Genomic DNA, 21,171 nt, shown 5'->3' with positions numbered 1-21,171 from the left:
AAATGAGGAAAAAATAATGGATGCTAATCATTCTGCACTCAATGAGCGTAAACAGCAAGCAACCCCACGCGGCGTAGGCGTGATGTGTCAGTGGTATGCAGATAAAGCAGAAAATGCCACAATTTGGGATAAAGATGGCAATGCGTACATCGACTTTGCGGGTGGTATTGCGGTATTGAATACAGGTCACCGTCATCCAAAAGTAATTGCAGCGGTAACTGAACAATTAACTAAGTTCACCCATACGGCTTACCAAGTAACGCCATACGAAAGCTATGTATCTTTGGCTGAGCGTATCAATGAACGCGCACCAATTGCAGGTCAAGCTAAAACTGCATTCTTCACGACAGGTGCTGAAGCAGTTGAAAATGCGGTAAAAATTGCACGTTCTTACACAGGCCGTCACGGTATTATTACGTTTGGTAACGGTTTCCACGGTCGTTCATTCATGACTATGGCAATGACAGGTAAAACTGCACCGTACAAACGCGATTTTGGTGTAATGCCTGGTGGTGTATTCCATGCGCGTTACCCAGTAGCATCTAAAGGTATTTCTGTTGATGCGGCAATTGAAAGTGTTGAAAACATTTTCAGCGAAGACGTATCTGCACATGATGTAGCAGCAATTGTGCTTGAGCCAGTACAAGGTGAAGGCGGTTTTAACGTTGTTCCTGCTGACTTCTTAAAGCGTTTACGTACAATTTGCGACCAACACGGTATTTTGTTGATTGCTGATGAAGTTCAAACTGGTTTTGCGCGTACAGGTAAATTGTTCGCAATGGATCATTACGAAACTAAAGCTGACTTGATCACTATGGCGAAAAGCCTTGGTGGTGGTTTCCCAATTTCAGGTGTAGTGGGTCGTGTAGACGTAATGGATGCGCCAAACCCAGGTGGTTTAGGTGGTACTTACGCGGGTAACCCAATTGCAGTTGCAGCAGCACACGCGGTAATTGATGCGATTGAAGAAGAACAGCTTTGCGAACGTGCCAATGTTTTAGGCGTAGAATTAGTGACTGTGTTAAAGCAAATCCAATCTGAAACGACCATCGTGAACGATATTCGTGCATTAGGTTCTATGGTTGCTGTTGAAGTTGAAAATGCAGATATCGCAAAAGCTGTACAAACTTTTGCAATGCAGAAAGGTTTGTTGCTGTTAACTTGTGGTAAAAATGGCAACGTACTTCGTTTCCTATATCCACTGACCATTCCAACAGAACAATTCCGTCAAGCTTTAGACATTTTAAAACAAGGTTTTGATTCTTTAGCATTGCCAGCAACTGTTGAGGCGCAAACTGCGGAGCAATCAGCATGATTCAACAAGGATTGCAATATTTATTAGCACATCCTGATATTGCCCTTGAAGCACCTGCTTCAAGTGGCTTTATTGAAGTTCAAGATGCAGCGACTGGCGAAAGCCTTGCATGGGTAAAAACCTATGATCAGGCGGGCGTCGAAGCAGCCATTACTCGTTCTGAACAAGCACAAGCACTTTGGAAAAAGCAAACCGCTTTACATCGTGCTGACATCTTGTGGGCTTGGTATGAATTGATGCTCGAACATAAGGAAAACTTGGCGCAGTTGTTGACAGCTGAACAAGGTAAACCTTTGCTTGAAGCACGCGGTGAAATTGCTTATGCAGCATCATTTATTCGTTGGTTTGCAGAACAAGCCCGTCGTATTGACGGTGCGATTCTTCCTCCAACGCAAGCGCATCAGCGTTTGGTGGTGATCAAGCAAGCGATTGGTGTGACTGCGGCTATTACGCCGTGGAACTTCCCAGCTGCGATGATTACCCGTAAAGCAGCACCTGCACTTGCAGCGGGTTGTTCAATGTTGGTGAAACCAGCGGAACAAACCCCATTATCGGCTTATGCATTAGAAGTGTTGGCGTTGCAAGCAGGCTTGCCACAAGACCTTCTGTTGAACATTACGGGTGATGCGGTTGAAGTGGGTCAAACATTGTGTAATAGCGATGTGGTGCGCAAACTGAGCTTCACAGGTTCAACCCCAGTGGGTCGTATTTTGATGCAGCAATGTGCACCAACCATCAAAAAACTCTCTTTAGAGTTGGGTGGTAATGCGCCTGTGATCGTATTTGATGATGCAAATCTTGATCAAGCTGTTCAAGGCGTCATGATGAGCAAATTCCGTAACAGCGGTCAAACCTGTGTGTGTGCCAACCGTATCTACGTGCAAGCAGGCATTTATGATGCCCTTTGCGAGCGTTTAGTGGCTGAAGTTGCGAAATTAAAAGTGGGTGATGGTCGTGTTGAAGGCTCGACGCAAGGTCCATTGATTGATGCAAAAGCCGTGGCTAAAGTGCAATCACATATTGATGATGCGAAAATGAAAGGTGCGAAAGTACTGATCGGTGGTCAATTACATGCTTTGGGTAAAACTTTCTTTGAACCGACGGTTCTGCGTGATGTAACGCAAGACATGCGTGTTGCGAAAGAAGAAACCTTTGGTCCATTGGCACCTTTATTCCGCTTTGAAACGGAAGCTGAAGTGATTGCGCTGGCAAATGACACTGAGTTTGGCTTAGCCAGCTATATCTTTACGCAAAGTGCTGCACGTCAATGGCGTGTAGGCGAAGCGCTAGAATATGGCATGGTGGGTGTAAACACGGGCGCAATTTCGAATGAAGTTGCACCGTTTGGTGGTGTGAAACAGTCAGGCTTAGGTCGTGAAGGTTCAGAGTGGGGCATCGAAGAGTACTTAGAAATGAAGTACATGTGTATCGATATCACTGACACCACAGCATAATTTTTTTCTGCTGTTGTTCCTTGCACTGATTATGACTTCGGTTGTAATCAGTGTTTTTGTTTCATCGAAGAAATAAATTGAAAATAAAAACTCAATCTAAATCTTTAATCTTTAAAACCGATTAAAATAATAAAAAACTACGGTTTTACCTATATGTGAAAATTTCCTATCCTTGGTTCCAAGTTAAGCAAATACCGTTATCTATACCGAGGAATCACACATGAGTTTAATCAATACTGAAGTCAAACCATTCAATGCAACGGCTTATCAAAATGGTGAATTTGTTCAAGTCTCTGAACAAAATTTTTATGGCAAATGGTCGGTGGTATTTTTCTATCCTGCCGATTTTACTTTTGTCTGTCCAACCGAATTGGGTGATTTAGCTGATCATTATGCTGAATTCCAAAACATGGGTGTCGAGATTTATTCAGTTTCTACCGATACCCATTTCACGCATAAAGCATGGCATGACAGTTCAGAAGAAATTAAGAAAATTCAGTACAGCATGATTGGCGATCCGACTTGGGTCTTGGCGAAAAACTTTAACGTGCTGATTGAAGCCGAAGGTTTGGCAGATCGTGGAACTTTTGTGATTGACCCTGAAGGGAAAATTCAAATGATTGAAATTAATGCGGGTGGCGTGGGTCGTGATGCACAAGAGTTGTTGCGTAAAGTGAAAGCAGCCCAATATGTGCATGCACATCCAGGTGAAGTATGCCCTGCAAAATGGAAAGAAGGTGATGCGACTTTGGCACCATCGATTGACCTGATTGGTAAAATCTAAGTCAAAGCACTTTGAATTTAAAAAATCCAGAACTGATATTCTGGATTTTTTTTTAAATTCAAAGATGATTCAATTCAAATTGAGCTTACGGCTTAAGGTCTGGTGAGCGCGATGGGGTGATCAATCGGAGATAGATAACCAGGTTGTTCTTGCGCCAATGTGCGCAAACCTGTTATCAGGACTTGAATTAATCTTTCTAAAACCAAACGTTGCCCTTTACGAGAGGCGTAAACCAATTGCACCGTACCAAGGTTGGAACACCATTCAGGTAAAATGTGAATCAGTTTGCCGGAAGCAATCTCGTGTTCAACGGTTAAATAAGGCAGATCTGCGATCCCTAAGCCATCCAGTGCTGCAAAATAGACTCCCGCTAAATCATTACATTTCAGGCGTGGCTGTAATGGTATTTCAATGCTTTCATGACGACCCCGATGGTGTAAATGCCAAGCATACTGGTTTTTGTGTGTCCCCAATACGATGCTAGGATAATCACTGAGTTCGGTAATCAGTTGAATGTGGCGACCTTGTAAGAGGGAGGGGCTGGCAACCAAGCAATGTGTGGTTTGCATCACATCACGTACGACAATGTTGGCATCTTCATTGGCTGCAAAGTTGGTCCGTAGTGCAAGATCGATATCATCATGTAACACATCTACCCGACGGCTGGTTAATTCGAGCTCCACTTCAACCCGTGGATAATCTTTTAGAAATTGGGTGAGTAGATGACGTATTTGGTATTGCAACATGACCGAAGGACAACTGATTTTGACCAAGCCCTGTGGTTCATTTTTCTGCTTGAGCAGGACATTTTCAGCACATTCGACTTGCGCAATCACGTTACAACATTCCTCGTAAAATTCTTGTCCCAACGCGGTCACTTTAAAATGCCGAGTCGAACGCTGAATCAGGGTAATGTTAAATTGATGCTCTAAATCTAGAATCCGTCGACTGAGTTTAGATTTGGTAATTTGACTGGCTTCGCTGGCTGCACTGAATCCACCATGTTTGACCACCAAATAAAAATAATAGTAGTCATCAAATGAACGCATGTGCCACCTCTAGTTAGTCATGTTCTGTGAAGTTTAAGCACATTACAGCATTGGTGTGATGCTGTAATGCGCTTGGTTTTATCTTATTTTTGTCCCGTATTTTGATTATAGCTATTTATGAGGTTGCGGTAATCAGGAATATGGTTGGAGAAGAGCGTACCCAATCCCTCAATATCATTCCGCCAGTCGCGATGCAGTTCACAGGCCATGCCAAACCATGTCATCAATTGAGCACCGGCTTGTGACATGCGATCCCATGCGGCATCACGGGTGAGAGCATTGAACGTACCCGAAGCATCGGTAATCACAAATACCTCAAAATCTTCTTGCAGTGCCGAAAGGGCAGGGAATGCCACACACACCTCAGTCACGACACCTGCAATAATCAATTGCTTTTTACCCGTGGCTTTAATGGCTTTGACAAAGTCTTCATTGTCCCAAGCATTAATTTGTCCAGGGCGGGCAATGTACGGTGCATCGGGGAACATTGCTTTTAACTCAGGAACCAGAGGTCCGTTTGGCCCATTTTCGAAACTGGTGGTCAGAATGGTCGGCAAGTTAAAATATTTGGCGGCATCGGCCAAAGCCAATACATTGTTTTTGAATTTATCTGGGTCGATGTCACGTACCAAGGACAACAGTCCAGTTTGATGATCGACCAGCAACACGGCAGCATTATTTTTATCTAAACGAGTATAAGGTTTACCCATTTTCTTATTCCTTCAGTGGACAGACAGAGAAGTCAGCCATGCACATTGTTATCCTGAGAGCATGGTTGCGTTGTTGTTATATTAAGCAGAAACTCGATTGAGCTTAAAGGAGGATCTTGGGAAAGATTGTCTTAAATTTGAGATAGTTTTGTTGTTGTGCTCAACACGGAAATAAAAATATATCAATTCAATATCTTGGGGTGATTGTTGTAAAAATAGGAAGGTGTATTGCACAGACGGGCTAGGTACTGCACTTTAAAATGCTTAACATGGCAGCATGTTAAATCCTAGAGATAGGAGTTTTGAAATGAAAAAAATTACTGGCGTGTATCGTAACCAAAATATGCATTGGGTCGGTGATGGTTTCCCTGTTAGAAATCTATTTTCTTATGACCGTCTAGGACAAGCCATTAGCCCATTTTTACTGTTGGATTATGCCGCGCCGTATCCATTCACAGCCACCAAAGAACAGCATGGTGTGGGTTCTCATCCGCACCGCGGCTTTGAAACCGTGACCATTGCATACCAAGGTGCAGTGACGCATAAAGATTCTAGCGGTGGTGGAGGCACTATTCAAACGGGTGATGTGCAGTGGATGACTGCGGGTTCGGGTTTGGTGCATGAAGAATTTCATTCGACTGAGTTTGCAGAGCAGGGGGGGCTGTTTGAAATGGTGCAGTTGTGGGTAAATTTACCCGCAGCCGATAAAATGACGGCACCACAATATCAGGCCATTCAAGCCCAAGAGATTCCTGTGATTCACTTTGAAGATGAAGTTGGGCATTTACGTGTGATTGCGGGCGCTTATGCGGAGCAGCAAGGTGCCGCTTCGACCTTTAGTCCAGTCAATGTCTGGGATGGCGTGCTCAAAGCGGGTCATCGCCAAGATGTATTTGTACCAGTCGATCACAACACCTTGGTTGTGGTGCTGCAAGGTGAAATGCTGCTGAACGGTCATCAAAAAGTGTTGGATAACTCGATTGTGTTATTTGCACATGATGCTGAACCACAAATTCAGTTGGAAGCGCTTACTGATGCGAAATTCTTAATTTTGACAGGAAAACCTTTGAATGAACCGATTCAGGGTTATGGACCGTTTGTGATGAACACCAAAGAGGAAATCATTCAGGCCTTTGAAGACTTCAATCAAGGGAAATTTGGTGAGATTCCAGTTCAGGAACATCATCGCTAAGCGATGCAGTCAATCCGAAGGCAGTAATTGTTAGAAAAAAGAAGAAGCCCCGAATTACTTCGGGGCTTTTTGCGCTTTAAGCTTTGTTGTAGATGGCATAGATGTTATCTATATTTGCATAGTGCCATATTTTGGTTAGTGTGATGAAGTTATCACTTTTATGCAATGTATGATACCTACTTTTTTGTTGCTTGTAAAATCGGGTCTGAAAAACAAACACATCTAATTCACTAATTTTAAACAAAAAATAAAGCATCTATTTTAAAAAAAAGACTTTGTTTAAAAATTAAGCATAAATGCGTCGTAAATTTGGCGGGCTAAAATTAAATTGTTAATGAATTTTAAAAGCATCGATTCTGGCATTTTTTAATAGTCTGTTTTGTAGTCCTGTAGTACATAATTTCCTTAATGTGTAACTGACGGATAATAACTTTGGATATTGCAGTTATTGGTAGTGGCATGGCTGGGCTGGCTACCGCGAGAATTCTTAAAGATGCTGGACATAACATTACAATTTTTGAAGCCTTACCAGGCCGTGGAATGGATAGTCACAGTACTGAATTTGAAGGCGGTTTGATTGATGCACCTTTACGTGTCATGAATCCACACTTGTGGAAAAACACCTTAAGTTTAGCAACCTATTTAGGTATTCAAACTTACCCAGTACGAACCTATATGGCATGTAGTTGGTTATTTGAAGATAAAACCGAAACATGGCTCACCACCACACGTACCCGTATTGGTAATTTCCCGATTATCAATAACCGTAAAGGCATCAAACAATATGGTTGGCGCTTGGTCAAAGGTATGTTGCAGTTAAAAACCGCGATTTCTCAATTTTTTAAATCTGAGAATCAAGAGATTACCTTGGCAGAATTCATTAACCAGAATGATATTGAAGAAGTATTCTGGCACGGTGCGGTGATGCCAGTGTTATACACCATTTGTACCTGTAATCCGAAAACCATTGGTGACTGGCCGGCAAAACCGTTGTTGACCTTCTTACGTCAACTCACCGATGGCGATGCCTTATTGCGTATGCAGGGCGGTACGCCAGCCTTGGTCGATAAGCTAATTCAAGGCATTGAAATCCGCAGTGGTTCTGCCATTAGCCATGTGAAAGAGCAAGGCGATAAGGTGCTGGTGGAAAATTCTGCTGGTGAAAGTTATCAATTTGACCGTGTGGTGATTGCAACCCCGACCAATAAAATTGATACCTTCCTTGATCAAGCGCAATTTAAAGACGATATTGATTTATTAAAACAATTTAAATTTGAACAAGGTCAGTTGGTCATTCATACCGACACGTCTGTTATGCCACCGAAGCGTAAAGACTGGGCGGTATTAAGTTATATGATGGATCGTAAGTTTACCCGTCAGCAATTCACGGTCTGGTTAAACGCAGTTGAGCCAAGCCTCGTGGGTAAAAATCCTGTGTTCCAAACTTGGCGTCCAGTGACTGAAATTGATCCGAAAAAAATCATTTCGAGCGTAACGTTAACCCGTGCGGTGGTGAACTCAGAAACCGTGGCATTGAATAAACAACTGCAAGAGCGTCATAAGCAATTAAACCGTAAAGTGTTCTACTGTGGTTCTTGGTCATGTGATGGCTTGCCAATTTTAGAATCAGCAGTGACCTCTGCCATGAATATCGCTGAGATTTTTGGTGCGCCATTGCCGTTCGTAGGCTTAAAGCCTAAAGTAGAGGTTGCTCCGCAACTCGGCTACTAAGTTCATGAAATGGCTCCAACAACTTCGCACAGAGGTTTCCCAACATAAATATGCCATCAATGCAAAATTATTAGGGGACAGCAGCGAACTGGCTTGGAGCAATTTGGGATATTGGTCTGAAATAAATCAGACCTATCCCGAAGCTTGTCGTGCCCTTGCCGATCATCTGGCCCACAGTGTGCAATTAACTGCGTCCGATCATCTTCTGGATTTGGGCTGTGGGCAAGGGGCGAGCCTGTTGCATTGGCAGCAACAGTATCAGGTGCAACATATTGAAGCGGTTGAATTACAACCCAAATGTGTACAACAAATTCAAACAGCCATACCCAAGCTGAAAGCCATTCATTGCCACTCTTTTTTAAATTTAAAAAACATTTCTTTTCAGCAAGCTTTTGATGTGGTGCTGTGTATCGATGCGGCTTATCACTCTAGTTTGAATTCATTTTTAAATTCAGTTACGTGCGTTTTAAATTTAAAAGGTCGTTTGGGATTTCATTCTTTAATTTTAAGCCCGGAGTTTTTGAATTTAAATGCAGTGGAAAAAATGCAGTTGGCCTTGTTGCTTAAAGCTGCCGATGTAAATTTAAAAGATTTGCTTGATGAAGTTGCTGTGCAGCAACAGTTAGCGCAAGCAGGTTTTGAGCACATTCAAATTGAGGATTTCTCTGAACCCGTATTGGGTGGCTTTGCCCGATATATTCGGCAGCAGACCACAGCCCCACAGACTGATGAGCAATCTACGGCTTTTGATGTGATGAAAATTAAACTGACGGCAAAATTGTGTCAGAAATTATGGACGCAAGGTGTAGTGCGGTATGTGCAAGTGACGGCACAGAAGAAATAAAAAATGCAGGCTTAAAAACAACAAAAGCCCACTATAAATAGTGAGCTTAAGTAAATGGTGCCGGCACACGGATTCGAACTGTGGACCTACTGATTACAAGTCAGTTGCTCTACCAACTGAGCTATGCCGGCATCTTGTGCTGTGCATTTTACATTAAGTTGTTTTGAATGCAAGCCAAAAAATGAGCGATTGAATACTCAGCGTTATGAATTGAATCTAAGTTTTGATTCATCATCTGTTTTTGGATCAAAAGTAATCTATTTTAGGCTGTAGACCCAACTGTTGATGAGCTCACCTGTCTCAACTAAGGTGGCTTGTACAGGGCTACGAACATAGCCTTCACCTTCAAACTCATCCAGTACCGTCCAGTGTTGGGCTAAATTTTCCGAAAAAAATAAAAAGCCTTGTACAGCAGGGGCATTTTCATTGAGCACAATACCCGGAAAGCCTAAGTCTGCGCCCCAACCTTTGGCCTGTAATTCACCATGTACATAGGCTGTTGCCCATGTCCCACCCATATTTTCTAAGATATGTGCATTGGGACGATTGGGTCCCAAGCTGCCATAAACAAATAAACTCAACATGACGACTAAGTGTTCCTTTTAAGATATATTAAGAATTTTTAAGCAGGGTGTTGTGGACGAATTTGAATGAGGCTCAGTCCAATACCTGCAAACACCAAGAGCATTGCCAAGAGAACAACGCCTAACCATCCTGCATGTAACCAGAACCATCCTCCTGCCGAACCGATAATGCTGGAACCAAGGTAGTAAAACAGTAAATATAGAGAGGTGGCATGTCCTTTATTCTCGTGGGCTGTTGCACCAACCAATCCACTACACAGGGCGTGGGCAATAAAGAAACCTGTAGTAATCAATGCCACACCGATAATGATGACCCAGAGGTTGGATGCCAAGGTGCAGGCAATGCCCAATCCCATACACATGAAACCACCAATGATCATGCTTTGCCGACCATAGCGCTGTGCCAAACGACCTGCCAGTGATGAAGACACCATGCCCAAACTATAAGAAAGAAAAATGAGACTGATTTTGGTTTGACTCAAAAAATACGGAGCTGCATCGAGTCGGAAGGTAATATAGTTAAACAGGGTCACAAAAATACTGGTCAACACAAAACCCAGTGTATAGAGACGTAATAAAGAACGATTGCGCAGATGAGCACACCATGCTTGCACATGGAAATTTAAATTTAGCCCTTTTTTTACAACAAAATGGCGAGAAGGGGGCAGTAAATATAAGAAACCACAGGCGCAGAGCAAGCACAAGACGCCCAGTAAACCCAAGGCCGTTTGCCAGTTAACCCATTCAATCAGCATGCCCATGCCCACTCGTCCCATCATGCCGCCAAAAGCAGTGCCCGCAATATACAGCCCCATGGTTTGTGCCAAGGCTTTGGGATCCATTTCTTCTGCAATCCATGCCATGGTGACGGCAGGAACACCACCGAGCACAAAACCTTCCAAAGCACGTGTGGCAAGAAAGGTGTGCCAATGCGGTATAAACATCGCCAAGATATTGAGTCCAGCCGCACAAGCCATAGACATGAAAATGACATTACGACGGCCTAAGGCCTGTGAAAAAGCACTGGACAGCACAATCGAAACAGCCAAGAAGGCGGTCGTCAGCGACAACGCTAGTGCGCTATTGGCAGGACTGACCGCAAATGTTTGAGTAAACGCAGGCAGTAAAGGTTGTACACAATAAATCAGCGAGAAACTGGCAAATCCCACCAAGAACAAGGCCAGTCCTGCACGGTAATAAGTGCTCGTACCCGATTCAATCCATGATTTGGATAAAGGGGAGATAGGGGCAAGTTCTGGACTTGAAGAAGCGGAGCTAAGCATCTGAATTTCCAACAGCCAAGTGTTTGGCTTGCATGATGATTTACAGAATAAGCCTAGCAGCGAGAAAGCTATCCTTCTAATATATTTGAGTCTATAGCAATATATGTTTTATATATGAATATTGAGCTGCGCCATATCCGCTATTTTTTAACCGTGGCTGAAGAAAAAAACTTTACTCGCGCGGCACAGCGCTTGTGTATGAGTCAGCCGCCCTTGAGTATGCAAATTCGTGATTTGGAAGAGAGTATTGGTGCAGAATTGTTCCTGCGAACCTCACAAGGAGTCGTGTTGACCGAAGTTGGGCAAGCTTTTCTCACTGCGGTTGAACCTCTGCAACATCAATTGGACGATGCCATTCAGTTGGCACGCCATGTTTCCAATGGCGAGGTGGGGCAGTTGCGTTTGGGTTTTACAGGCACCTCCATGTTGAATCCTTTAATTCCCGAGAGTATTCGTCGTTATCAGCAGCAGTACCCCAAAGTTGGGCTAAAACTGGAAGAAGCCAATTCCCTCAAATTAATTGACTATGTGCTCGAAGATCGACTGGATGTCGCTATTATTCGTCCACCGCGACAAATTCATAGCAGTTTGGCCATGCAGCAGTTATTGAATGAAGCTTTGATTGCGGCGGTTTCTGTACGTCGGGATTTAGCGCAGGGTGAGCAACCGTTACAGGTGACCTGCTTACGTGAGCATGAAATGATTTTGTCCCCGCGCAGCGTCAGTGCAGGCTTATATGATGCGGTGACGGATGCCTGTCAGCAAGCAGGCTTTGAACCTAAAATGGGGCAGAGTGCGCCACAGATTGTCTCGATTCTCTCTTTGGTGGCGGCCAATTTAGGGGTATCGATGGTGCCTGAATCTTCACAACAATTACAAATTCAGGGCGTGGTGTATCGACCTTTTGCCGAACCTGTGCCCACAGTCGGATTGGCGGTCATTTATAAACAGCATTTGGCCACTCAACTCGCGATTAATTTTGCCAGTATCTTGCAAATGGTCTGCCATCAGGATGCTAAACATTCCTCAGAGTCGATCTAGAGTGCCAACCAGTCATGCAAATATCGCTGAATCTGTGCTGAAAATATTGAATCTTAATCGATATAAATCTAATCATTTCAGTGGTTTAGCAATTATTTTTGATGTGCTTTATCGGTTGGAGTTGTTATAATCCCTGCGTCTATCTGGGGGATAGTGTTGTGTTAAATCGTGTGTTGATCAGTTTTTTTAGCTTATTTTGGGGCGTATCTGCATGTGCGGAGTGGACTTACGTCAACGCCAATTATGATCACTCGCAATATATTTATGTTGATTTTAATCGGGTCAAAGTGCTCGATGCAAAAAGCAATGAAGTTGAGTATTGGGTAAAATATCTGATTAAAAATGATAAAGAAAAAGATGGCTTGGAGTTAGGTGATTATTCATTGGCCTTGTACCGTGTCGGCTGTGACAGCGCACAATATAGTATTCGCTCATCAGCTAATTTCAAAAAAAATGGCTCCTTGTTAAGTAGCCAAAATTATACCGCCAGTCAGACCCGGGCAATTATTCCCAATACAGCACTCGATTACACCGCAGAAATGGTGTGCCGAGTTTTGCCACAAAGTCAGAAAGTCGATCGTTTGGAGCAGCTCACCCGTCGTATTGCGATGGGCGAATACTGATCAAGCAATCAGCCCCACCAGTCTCAATCCATAAGAATACCTTGCTTAAGGTCGGCCTGTTTACGTAGATAATCCCAGACCAATTTAATCCGTGGTTCATGTTGTAAATCGACAAACGTCAGCATCCAAAAGGTATGTGTGAAGCGTACCTGCTCAGGCAATACTTGTTTTAAGTCGGGTTGGTCATGCGCCAAAAACTGCGGCAAGATGGCCAATCCTGCCCCTGCATTGACCGCAATTTGTTGGGCCAAAATACTGCTGCTGCGAAAATTCGCCGTCAGAGGAATGGGGAGTCGTTCCAAGCAATACAGCTCCGAACTATAAATCAGATCATCAATATAATTGACAAAACGATGGGCCGCTAAATCTTCCATCCGCTGAATAGGTGGATGTTGTGCCAGATAGCGCTTGCTGCCATAAATTTTTAAACAGTAATCGGTCAGTCGGGTAATGATGTAAGGACCCGATTTCGGACGGTCAATCGAAATCACAATATCCGCTTCACGATGCGACAGCTTCATCATCTTGGGAACAGGAATCAGGTCGATCGTGAGCAGCGGAAATTGCAATGACAGTTCGGCCAATAACTGGGTTAAAAACGCTGTGCCGAAACCCTCAGGTGCACCAATTCGCACGCGACCTTCAAGTGGCTGTTGCGGTTTTTGAATTTGTAAAAAAGCCTGTTCCATTTGTTCTACACGCGGCACCAGTGCCATGCCATCGACGGTGAGTTCATAGCCTGTGGCTTCACGTTTAAACAGCGGTGTACCTAATGCGACTTCTAAAGACTGTATCCGTCGTGCCACAGTACTGTGTTCAACCCCAATAATCCGTGCTGCATTGGTCAGCGTTTTGGCACGTGCCAAGACCAAAAAAAATTGCAGATGATCCCAATCTACTTTCATTTTTTATTTTCCACATCCTGTGCAAAATTGCACAACCATCGTGCACCAATCTGCATTGGTGGTCAAAGTTTTCTTTGCTAGTCTGAGTTGAAACGCAGAAATTGAATATACGGTTTAAGTCGTATGTTTCAGCAGCAACACAATAAAAATGAATGCCTATGGAGAGGTTATGAATACGGTTTCAAACATTCAGATTACTACAGCTAAATTGTTGATTAACGGTGAGTTTATTGAGTCTAAAACTCAACAATGGCAAGATATTATCAACCCTGCAACCCAAGAAGTCATTGGTTTAGTCCCTTTTGCAACACCTGAGGAAATACAGGCCGCGATTGCTTCAGCAAAATCTGCTTTTGCCAGCTGGAGAGAAACCCCAATTCAGGCACGTATGCGCATTATGCTGAAACTACAGCAACTGATTCGCGACAATGCCAAGAAAATTGCACAGGTACTCACAGCCGAACAGGGTAAAACTTTGGCCGATGCTGAAGGTGATATCCAGCGTGGTTTAGAAGTGGTGGAACATGCGTGTTCAATTGGCACGTTGCAAATGGGCGAATATACCGAAGGTGTGGCACGTGGCGTAGATACTTATACCTTGCAACAACCTCTAGGTGTCTGTGCGGGCATTACGCCATTTAACTTCCCTGCGATGATTCCTTTGTGGATGTTCCCGATGGCAATCGTCTGCGGCAATACCTTTGTTTTGAAGCCATCTGAACAAGATCCGCTCTCCACCATGATGTTGGTCGAGTTGGCAATCGAAGCAGGTATTCCCGCAGGCGTACTGAATGTGGTGCATGGCGGCAAAGATGTGGTCGATGCCCTGTGTACCCATCAAGACATCAAAGCCATTTCTTTTGTCGGCTCAACTGCTGTCGGTACGCATGTGTATAACTTGGCAGGCCAACATGGCAAGCGCGTGCAATCGATGATGGGTGCGAAAAACCATGTGGTGGTGATGCCTGATGCCAATAAAGAACAAACTTTAAATGCCATGGTCGGTGCAGCCTTTGGTGCGGCAGGGCAACGTTGCATGGCGCTTTCGGTTGCAGTCATGGTCGGTGACAGTAAACACTGGATCAATGAATTGGTGGCTAAAGCCAAAACCTTAAGCGTGAATGCAGGGCATGAGCCGAATACGGATATTGGTCCTGTGATTTCACCGCGTGCTAAAGCCCGTGTGATTGATTTAATTAACAGTGGTGTAGAACAAGGCGCTGAATTGCTGCTGGATGGTCGTGATATTCAAGTCAAAGGCTATGAAAATGGCAACTTTGTCGGGGCAACGGTGTTTAACCATGTCACCACGGATATGCGTATTTATAAAGAAGAAATCTTTGGCCCTGTATTGACCATTCTCTGTGTGGATACGTTGGATGAAGCGATTGAACTGGTCAATGCCAATCCATTTGGCAATGGCGTGGGCTTATTTACCCAAAGTGGTGCAGTAGCACGGACTTTCCAAAACCGTATTGATATTGGTCAAGTGGGCATCAATATTCCAATTCCAGTCCCTGTGCCATTCTTTAGTTTCACAGGTTCGCGTGGCTCAAAGCTCGGTGACTTAGGCCCTTATGGCAAACAAGCGGTACAGTTCTATACGCAAACTAAAACCATCACCAGCCGTTGGTTTGAAGACAGCCAAGAAGCAGGGGAAGTGAATACCACCATCAGTTTACGCTAAGGAGAGGCGAGATGAAGATAGCATTCATTGGTTTAGGGAATATGGGCGGTTCGATGGCACAGAACCTGCTCAAAGCAGGGCAAACGGTGTTGGGCTATGACTTGAGTGAAAAAGCCTTACAACAGTTTGCTGAAAGTGGCGGTGTGGTGTGCGATAGCCCGCATGCTGCGGCTGAGCAGGCAGATGTCGTCATCAGTATGTTGCCCGCGGCCAAGCATGTACGTGACGTGTATTTGGGTGATACGGGAATTCTGGCGGTAATGCGTGCAGGTAGTCTCTGTATTGACTCGAGTACCATTGACCCGCAAACCATTAAAGATGTGGCTGCTGAGGGCTTGAAGCATCAGGTTCAAGTCTGTGACGCGCCTGTTTCTGGTGGCACCATTGGCGCCAAAGCAGGCACTTTGACCTTTATGGTCGGTGCCGATGAGGTAACCTATGAGCAAGTCAAACCAATCCTGAGTTTTATGGGCAAAAACACGGTGCACTGTGGCGCGGTCGGTGCAGGGCAAATTGCCAAAATCTGCAACAACATGATTCTGGGCATTTCTATGGCAGCCGTGGCAGAAGGCATGGCTTTGGGCAGCCGATTGGGCATTGATACCCATGCGTTGGCAGGCGTGATCAATAGCTCAAGTGGCCGTTGCTGGAGTTCGGAAATCTGTAATCCTTGGCCCGATATTAGCCCGAATGCCCCCGCAGGACGAGGTTATACCGACGGTTTTGCCTCACAACTCATGCTTAAAGATTTAGGTTTGGCCATTGAAGCGGCAGGTCAAGTCAAGCAACCTGTATTACTCGGGGGGTTGGCACAGCAGCTTTATCAACAATTGTGTTTGCAAGGCAATGCGCATTTAGATTTTTCCAGCATTATCCAGCAGTATTTACCCCGAGAAAATTGATTACAAAGAAATGAAAGGGTGCAATGAATGCACCCGATAAAAAACCCTTGTCGTGAATAACAAAAATGTGACTGAGGTGAAAGGATGGCTTCAAATTATCTACAAGCGCAGCAAAATTTTGATTTGCAACAGGCTGCGCAACGGTTTCTATCAGGTTCAGTCGATGCGCTGAATGCATGTTATGAATGTTGTGATCGACATGCTTTGCCGGGGCGGATTGCTTTGTTTTGGCAAGGTAAAGATGGTCGTAAAGAGCAATATAGCTTTCGAGAGTTACAACAACGTGCCAGCCAATTTGCCAACTTTTTAAAGTCGAAAGGGGTAACCAAAGGTGACCGTGTTTCGGGTTTATTGCCACGTACGCCTGAGCTGATTATTACCATTTTAGCGGCATGGCGCATTGGTGCGGTTTATCAACCTTTATTTACTGCATTTGGCCCGAAAGCCATTGAGCACCGTTTACAACTGGCTCAGAGTAAGTTGGTGGTCACTGATGTGAGCAATCGTGACAAATTAAATGAAGTAGATGGTTGCCCTGCAATTGTGACGGTCACTGGAGCCAAAGGCACGGGTTTGTATCAGGGCGATTATAGTTTCTGGGCAGAAGTAAACCGTCAGTCTGATCAGTGCGAATTGGAGATGATGAACATCCAAGATCCATTCTTGTTGATGTTCACTTCAGGCACGACAGGGCCTGCTAAACCCTTACAAGTGCCACTCAAAGCGCTGATTGCATTTGGTGGCTATATGCAAGATGCGATTGGTTTAAGAGCTGAAGATTCGTTCTGGAATATTGCCGATCCGGGCTGGGCCTATGGATTGTATTACGGCATTACTGGCCCGCTCTTATTGGGTCATCCAACTATTTTTTATGAAGGTGCATTTACTGCCGACAGTCTATGTCAGATTGTAAATGACTATGGCGTGAATAACTTGGCAGGTGCACCCACAGCTTACCGCATGATGATGGCGGCTGATCCGAAGCAAATGGCGAAATTACATGGCAAATTCCGTGTGGTCAGCAGTGCAGGTGAGCCATTGAATCCTGAAGTGTTTCGCTGGTTCAAACAAGTATTAGATGCACCAATCTATGACCATTACGGCCAAACCGAAGTCGGGATGGTGGTGTGTAATCATCATGAATTGGAACATGAGGTTCGAGCAGGCTCGGCAGGTTTTGCCAGTCCTGGCTATCGTGTTGTAGCACTAGACGAACAGGGCAATGAACTGGGTGCCGATAGCCCGGGAATTTTAGCGGTGGATATTAGCCAATCTCCGATGATGTGGTTTGGCGGTTATCAAGAAAGTCGTAAATCGCCATTTATTGGACATTATTATTTAACAGGTGATACCGCTGAAATACATGCCGATGGCAGCATGAGTTTTGTCGGACGCAGTGATGATGTGATTACCACGTCGGGTTATCGTGTGGGTCCATTTGATGTGGAAAGTGCATTGCTAGAGCATGATGCAGTGATTGAAGCCGCCGTGATTGGTGTGCCTGACCCTGAGCGAACCGAAGTGATTAAAGCTTTTGTGATTTTATCCGGTGAAAGTGCAGCCAGTACTGAACTCGAAAATGAACTGAGCCAATTTGTGAAAAAACGCTTATCTGCCCATGCTTATCCGCGTTTGATTGAGTTTGTGACTGAACTTCCAAAAACACCAAGTGGGAAGATTCAACGCTTTTTACTGCGCAATCAGGAAATTGCTAAACAACAAACTGCGGCTACTGTTTAAATTGAAGAGATTGTAAGGAAAGGATTTATGCAATTCACTGAGGAACACGTCCTGAGTCAGGACAAGGCGAAAAGTTTTGCCCAAGAACAGATAAAACCGACGGCCAGTGAGTGGGATCGACAAGGTATGTTTTTTGAAGAACAAGTCCTGATTCAGGACATGGCAAAAAGTTTTGCCCAAGAACAAATTAAACCCTATGCCAGTGAGTGGGATCGACACGGGACTTTTCCTGCGCAAGCCTTGCAGCAAATGGGGCAATTGGGTTTTATGGGCATGTTGGTGCCTGAAGAATGGGGTGGTTCGGCAACAGGTAACTTGGCCTATGTACTGGCGTTGGAAGAAATTGCTGCTGCGGATGGTGCGACATCGGCCATTATGAGTGTGCATAATTCAGTGGGTTGCGTGCCGATTTTGAAATTTGGTACTGAGGAGCAAAAGCAGCAATTCCTCGTGCCTTTAGCCAAAGGGGAAATGATTGGCGCTTTTGCACTGACCGAACCACACACAGGTTCTGATGCCGCAGCCATTAAAACCCGCGCCGTGAAAGATGGTGACCATTACATCATCAATGGTGCCAAGCAATTTATTACTTCAGGGCATAACGCAGGCGTGATTATCGTGTTTGCCGTGACCGATCCGAGCGCAGGGAAAAAAGGCATGAGTGCCTTTTTAGTCCCGCGTAATACGCCGGGTTATGAAGTGATTCGGGTCGAAGAAAAATTGGGTTTACATGCCTCTGACACTTGTCAAATTGCTTTGACCGATGTGCGTGTGCACAAAAGTATGTTGTTGGGCAAAGAGGGCGAAGGTTTAAAAATTGCCTTGTCTAATTTGGAAGGCGGACGTATTGGCATTGCCGCGCAGGCTGTTGGATTGGCGCGTGCTGCTTTGGAGGAAGCCACCCGTTATGCTAAAGAGCGTGTAGCTTTTGGGAAGCCAATTTTTGAGCAGCAAGCGGTGTCGTTCCGACTGGCCAGTATGGCAACAGAAATTGCCGCGGCACGTCAGTTGATGCATCAAGCGGCGCGTTTAAAAGAAGCAGGTCAGCCGTGTTTAACCGAAGCGTCGATGGCGAAATTATTTGCCTCTGAAATGACCGAACGGGTCTGTTCGAATGCCTTACAAATCTTTGGCGGTTATGGCTATCTGAAAGATTTCCCAATTGAGCGGATTTATCGTGATGCCAGAATTTGTCAGATTTACGAAGGCACCAGTGATATCCAACGCTTGGTGATTGCCCGTAGTTTATAAACCCAATATCGAAAAAACTGACCCTTGCACCTGCCAACGATCACGAGATTTTAACGTTAAATGTGCATTGGTCTATAGAAGAAGGATCGCAACATGCAGTGGGAAAAAAATTTCATTGAAGACTTACAGTGGGACACCATTTTAGTTGAAAAGCGCAAGGGTGTCGGGGTCATTACCTTGAATCGTCCTCAAGCGTTGAATGCATTAAACAGTCAACTGATTGCCGAAATTAACCAAGCCTTAGACCAGTTTGAACGCGATGCTGAAATCGGCTGTATGGTGTTGGCAGGTTCGGAAAAAGCCTTTGCCGCGGGTGCTGATATTAAAGAAATGGCCGAGCTGAATTTCCCGAATATCTATTTTGATGACTTTTTCCATTTGGCAGATCGGATTGCGCAGCGTCGTAAACCGTTGATCGCTGCGGTAAGTGGTTATGCACTGGGTGGCGGCTGTGAGTTGGCATTAATGTGCGATTTTATCTATTGTGCGGACAATGCCAAATTTGGTTTGCCTGAGGTGACACTGGGTGTAATTCCAGGTATTGGCGGAACACAGCGTTTAACCTTGGCATTGGGTAAAGCCAAAGCTATGGAGATGTGTTTAACCGCACGGCAAATGGGTGCAGTTGAGGCAGAGCAAAGTGGTTTAGTGGCGCGTGTGCTACCGAAAGAAGAATTATTGGCCTATACCTTAGAGGCTGCGGAAAAAATTGCGCAACGATCCCTCACTGCCACCATGATGATTAAAGAAAGCATTAATCGTGCTTTTGAAGTGAGCTTAAGTGAAGGATTACGCTTTGAACGCCGTACTTTCCATTCCATTTTTGCAACTGTAGACCAAAAAGAAGGCATGAAAGCCTTTGTGGAAAAGCGACCAGCCCAATTTAAAAATCAATAAAGAAGGAGTCTGCGCATGGAAAATAATTTACAGATTAGCATCCAAGGGCATTTAGGCGTGATTACGTTAGACCGCGCGAGTCATTTGAATGCATTGTCCTTAAGCATGATTCATGGCATTAGCCAGCAGTTAGAACAGTGGCGTGAGGATGATCAAGTTCAAGCTGTTTTGATCAACTCCAATAGCCCAAAAGCCTTTTGTGCAGGCGGGGATATTCGTTTCCTCTATGATAGCTATCAAAATGGAACCGCCAATTATCAGCGTTATTTTGCAGATGAATATCACATGCTGAAGAGCCTACGCCAATATGCGAAACCTGTCATGGTGTTTTTAGATGGCTATGTCTTGGGTGGTGGTTTTGGTTTGGCGCAAGCTTGCCAGATTATTGTCAGCAGTGAGAAATCTCGTTTTGCCATGCCAGAAACTGCGATTGGCTTTTTCCCCGATGTGGGAGCAACCCATTTTCTGTCTCGTTTAGACGACATTGGTGTGTATATGGCGGTGACGGGGGAACAGATCAGCAGTAGCGATGCTTTGCACTTAGATTTAATTGATTACTTGGTGCCGAGTGAACAGTTACAGCAGTTGCAAATGGAGTTGGCACAGGCCCCCCAGTTGAATCAACAGTTAATTGAGCAGATGATCGTGCGCTATTTAAAAGAACCTGCACCTAGTGAATTAAAACAGTATGAAGATGCGATTCGGCAACATTTCTCACATACCGAATTGGCGCAAATTGAAGACAGCCTAGCCAATACATTAGAGAGTGACTACATGGATTGGGCTGAGAAAATCTTAGCGAATTTGCAGCAACGTTCTTTGTTGGCCAAGCAAATCAGCCTAAAGCTACAGCATGTTGGGCGGGGGCTATCTTTAGAGCAATGCATGCAATTAGAACGGGATTTACAAGACATCTGGTTTGAGCAAGGCGACATGATTGAAGGCGTCCGTGCCTTGCTGATTGATAAAGACAAGCAGCCGAAATGGCAAACTGAAAACCCTGAATTGATGCAGAAGTTCGAACAACTTTTGCCATCGTCACGACAACAGCGTCAGGCGAGCGTGCAAGTCTAAGTTGGCTTTTCAAGCAGTACAGAAAATCCTCCAATGCTTTGGGGGATTTTTTTATCGGGTCGATTGGTTTTTTATATCCTTAGAGACTGATAAAGTTATTCCTTT

19 protein-coding genes and 1 tRNA gene are annotated in these 21,171 nt (G+C 44.6%); 14 read left to right on the top strand and 6 right to left on the bottom strand.

Annotated elements, in window-relative coordinates; genetic code table 11:
* The first annotated feature begins 16 nt into the window (after positions 1-16).
* The 3 genes from gabT (at position 17) to ahpC (ending at position 3,553) form a co-directional block, all read left to right on the top strand.
* Entirely contained in the window at positions 17-1,315 is a 1,299-nt protein-coding gene (gabT, locus tag E0H87_RS13970; protein WP_131324139.1) for a 4-aminobutyrate--2-oxoglutarate transaminase, read from the top strand.
* Positions 1,312-2,769, top strand: coding sequence for an NAD-dependent succinate-semialdehyde dehydrogenase (locus E0H87_RS13965; RefSeq protein ID WP_131324138.1), 1,458 nt, complete (start codon positions 1,312-1,314; stop codon positions 2,767-2,769). Before gabT ends, E0H87_RS13965 begins: the two co-directional genes overlap by 4 nt.
* Before the next feature lie 220 nt (positions 2,770-2,989).
* Entirely contained in the window at positions 2,990-3,553 is a 564-nt protein-coding gene (gene ahpC, locus E0H87_RS13960; RefSeq protein WP_131324137.1) for an alkyl hydroperoxide reductase subunit C, read from the top strand.
* 92 nt (positions 3,554-3,645) lie between these two features.
* Here the strand turns inward: ahpC and E0H87_RS13955 are convergent, their stop codons facing one another.
* Together E0H87_RS13955 and ycaC are read right to left on the bottom strand one after the other, a co-directional pair.
* On the bottom strand, positions 3,646-4,602 hold the full coding sequence (locus E0H87_RS13955) for a LysR substrate-binding domain-containing protein (RefSeq protein ID WP_131324136.1): 957 nt from the start codon (positions 4,600-4,602) through the stop codon (positions 3,646-3,648).
* Between the two features lie 83 nt (positions 4,603-4,685).
* On the bottom strand, positions 4,686-5,312 hold the full coding sequence (gene ycaC / locus E0H87_RS13950) for an isochorismate family cysteine hydrolase YcaC (protein ID WP_131324135.1): 627 nt from the start codon (positions 5,310-5,312) through the stop codon (positions 4,686-4,688).
* Between the two features lie 307 nt (positions 5,313-5,619).
* Here ycaC and E0H87_RS13945 point away from each other — a divergent pair, with 307 nt between their 5' ends.
* The 3 genes from E0H87_RS13945 to E0H87_RS13935 all read left to right on the top strand — a co-directional run bounded on the left by E0H87_RS13945 (position 5,620) and on the right by E0H87_RS13935 (position 9,079).
* A complete protein-coding gene (locus E0H87_RS13945; RefSeq protein ID WP_131324134.1) occupies positions 5,620-6,504 on the top strand; it encodes a pirin family protein in 885 nt (294 codons plus the stop codon).
* 432 nt (positions 6,505-6,936) lie between these two features.
* Positions 6,937-8,235 carry an FAD-dependent oxidoreductase gene (locus tag E0H87_RS13940; RefSeq protein WP_116759076.1) on the top strand — a complete coding sequence of 433 codons (1,299 nt, stop codon included), beginning with the start codon at positions 6,937-6,939 and terminating at the stop codon, positions 8,233-8,235.
* Between the two features lie 4 nt (positions 8,236-8,239).
* Positions 8,240-9,079, top strand: coding sequence for an SAM-dependent methyltransferase (locus tag E0H87_RS13935; RefSeq protein WP_131324133.1), 840 nt, complete (start codon positions 8,240-8,242; stop codon positions 9,077-9,079).
* Between the two features lie 55 nt (positions 9,080-9,134).
* On the opposite strand, the gene E0H87_RS13930 is transcribed toward E0H87_RS13935, so the two are convergent.
* From E0H87_RS13930 to E0H87_RS13920, 3 genes are all read right to left on the bottom strand, one after another.
* Positions 9,135-9,210, bottom strand: a tRNA-Thr gene (locus E0H87_RS13930).
* A 126-nt stretch (positions 9,211-9,336) separates the two neighbouring features.
* Entirely contained in the window at positions 9,337-9,663 is a 327-nt protein-coding gene (locus tag E0H87_RS13925) for a gamma-glutamylcyclotransferase family protein (RefSeq protein ID WP_131324132.1), read from the bottom strand.
* Positions 9,664-9,701: 38 nt separating this feature from the next.
* The gene (locus E0H87_RS13920) at positions 9,702-10,946 is read right to left on the bottom strand and encodes an MFS transporter (protein WP_131324131.1); all 1,245 of its coding nucleotides are present in this window, start codon (positions 10,944-10,946) and stop codon (positions 9,702-9,704) included.
* Between the two features lie 120 nt (positions 10,947-11,066).
* On the opposite strand from E0H87_RS13920, the gene E0H87_RS13915 reads away from it, so the two are divergent.
* Positions 11,067-11,987 carry a LysR family transcriptional regulator gene (locus tag E0H87_RS13915; RefSeq protein WP_131324207.1) on the top strand — a complete coding sequence of 307 codons (921 nt, stop codon included), beginning with the start codon at positions 11,067-11,069 and terminating at the stop codon, positions 11,985-11,987.
* A gap of 158 nt (positions 11,988-12,145) precedes the next feature.
* Positions 12,146-12,610 carry a surface-adhesin E family protein gene (locus E0H87_RS13910; RefSeq protein WP_131324130.1) on the top strand — a complete coding sequence of 155 codons (465 nt, stop codon included), beginning with the start codon at positions 12,146-12,148 and terminating at the stop codon, positions 12,608-12,610.
* A 23-nt stretch (positions 12,611-12,633) separates the two neighbouring features.
* Here the strand turns inward: E0H87_RS13910 and E0H87_RS13905 are convergent, their stop codons facing one another.
* Entirely contained in the window at positions 12,634-13,515 is an 882-nt protein-coding gene (locus tag E0H87_RS13905) for a LysR family transcriptional regulator (protein ID WP_131324129.1), read from the bottom strand.
* Between the two features lie 169 nt (positions 13,516-13,684).
* Here E0H87_RS13905 and E0H87_RS13900 point away from each other — a divergent pair, with 169 nt between their 5' ends.
* From E0H87_RS13900 to E0H87_RS13875, 6 genes are all read left to right on the top strand, one after another.
* Positions 13,685-15,202, top strand: a complete 1,518-nt coding sequence (locus tag E0H87_RS13900) for a CoA-acylating methylmalonate-semialdehyde dehydrogenase (protein ID WP_131324128.1) — start codon at positions 13,685-13,687, stop codon at positions 15,200-15,202.
* Positions 15,203-15,213: 11 nt separating this feature from the next.
* Complete coding sequence (gene mmsB, locus E0H87_RS13895; RefSeq protein WP_131324127.1) at positions 15,214-16,104, top strand: 3-hydroxyisobutyrate dehydrogenase; 891 nt, start codon at positions 15,214-15,216, stop codon at positions 16,102-16,104.
* 84 nt (positions 16,105-16,188) lie between these two features.
* On the top strand, positions 16,189-17,844 hold the full coding sequence (locus tag E0H87_RS13890; RefSeq protein ID WP_131324126.1) for an AMP-binding protein: 1,656 nt from the start codon (positions 16,189-16,191) through the stop codon (positions 17,842-17,844).
* A 126-nt stretch (positions 17,845-17,970) separates the two neighbouring features.
* Positions 17,971-19,095, top strand: coding sequence for an acyl-CoA dehydrogenase family protein (locus tag E0H87_RS13885; protein ID WP_131324206.1), 1,125 nt, complete (start codon positions 17,971-17,973; stop codon positions 19,093-19,095).
* A gap of 93 nt (positions 19,096-19,188) precedes the next feature.
* The gene (locus E0H87_RS13880) at positions 19,189-19,992 is read left to right on the top strand and encodes an enoyl-CoA hydratase (protein ID WP_131324125.1); all 804 of its coding nucleotides are present in this window, start codon (positions 19,189-19,191) and stop codon (positions 19,990-19,992) included.
* Between the two features lie 9 nt (positions 19,993-20,001).
* Positions 20,002-21,066 carry an enoyl-CoA hydratase/isomerase family protein gene (locus tag E0H87_RS13875; protein ID WP_227547365.1) on the top strand — a complete coding sequence of 355 codons (1,065 nt, stop codon included), beginning with the start codon at positions 20,002-20,004 and terminating at the stop codon, positions 21,064-21,066.
* Positions 21,067-21,171: the final 105 nt, after the last annotated feature.

Source organism: Acinetobacter sp. ANC 4178, from assembly GCF_004331175.1.
Classification (GTDB): domain Bacteria; phylum Pseudomonadota; class Gammaproteobacteria; order Pseudomonadales; family Moraxellaceae; genus Acinetobacter.
Note: the sequence above shows the minus strand (reverse complement) of the source record. Positions and strands in the feature narration are given on the sequence as shown.

Excerpts from the sequence above, each read along its gene's own strand:
- E0H87_RS13885 (WP_131324206.1), top strand. The coding sequence starts at position 17,971 with ATGTTTTTTGAAGAACAAGTCCTGATTCAGGACATGGCAAAAAGTTTT.
- E0H87_RS13935 (WP_131324133.1), top strand. The coding sequence starts at position 8,240 with ATGAAATGGCTCCAACAACTTCGCACAGAGGTTTCCCAACATAAATAT.
- ahpC (WP_131324137.1), top strand. The coding sequence starts at position 2,990 with ATGAGTTTAATCAATACTGAAGTCAAACCATTCAATGCAACGGCTTAT.
- E0H87_RS13925 (WP_131324132.1), bottom strand. The coding sequence starts at position 9,663 with ATGTTGAGTTTATTTGTTTATGGCAGCTTGGGACCCAATCGTCCCAAT.
- E0H87_RS13945 (WP_131324134.1), top strand. The coding sequence starts at position 5,620 with ATGAAAAAAATTACTGGCGTGTATCGTAACCAAAATATGCATTGGGTC.
- E0H87_RS13900 (WP_131324128.1), top strand. The coding sequence starts at position 13,685 with ATGAATACGGTTTCAAACATTCAGATTACTACAGCTAAATTGTTGATT.
- mmsB (WP_131324127.1), top strand. The coding sequence starts at position 15,214 with ATGAAGATAGCATTCATTGGTTTAGGGAATATGGGCGGTTCGATGGCA.
- E0H87_RS13905 (WP_131324129.1), bottom strand. The coding sequence starts at position 13,515 with ATGAAAGTAGATTGGGATCATCTGCAATTTTTTTTGGTCTTGGCACGT.
- E0H87_RS13920 (WP_131324131.1), bottom strand. The coding sequence starts at position 10,946 with ATGCTTAGCTCCGCTTCTTCAAGTCCAGAACTTGCCCCTATCTCCCCT.
- E0H87_RS13890 (WP_131324126.1), top strand. The coding sequence starts at position 16,189 with ATGGCTTCAAATTATCTACAAGCGCAGCAAAATTTTGATTTGCAACAG.
- ycaC (WP_131324135.1), bottom strand. The coding sequence starts at position 5,312 with ATGGGTAAACCTTATACTCGTTTAGATAAAAATAATGCTGCCGTGTTG.
- gabT (WP_131324139.1), top strand. The coding sequence starts at position 17 with ATGGATGCTAATCATTCTGCACTCAATGAGCGTAAACAGCAAGCAACC.
- E0H87_RS13880 (WP_131324125.1), top strand. The coding sequence starts at position 19,189 with ATGCAGTGGGAAAAAAATTTCATTGAAGACTTACAGTGGGACACCATT.
- E0H87_RS13965 (WP_131324138.1), top strand. The coding sequence starts at position 1,312 with ATGATTCAACAAGGATTGCAATATTTATTAGCACATCCTGATATTGCC.
- E0H87_RS13955 (WP_131324136.1), bottom strand. The coding sequence starts at position 4,602 with ATGCGTTCATTTGATGACTACTATTATTTTTATTTGGTGGTCAAACAT.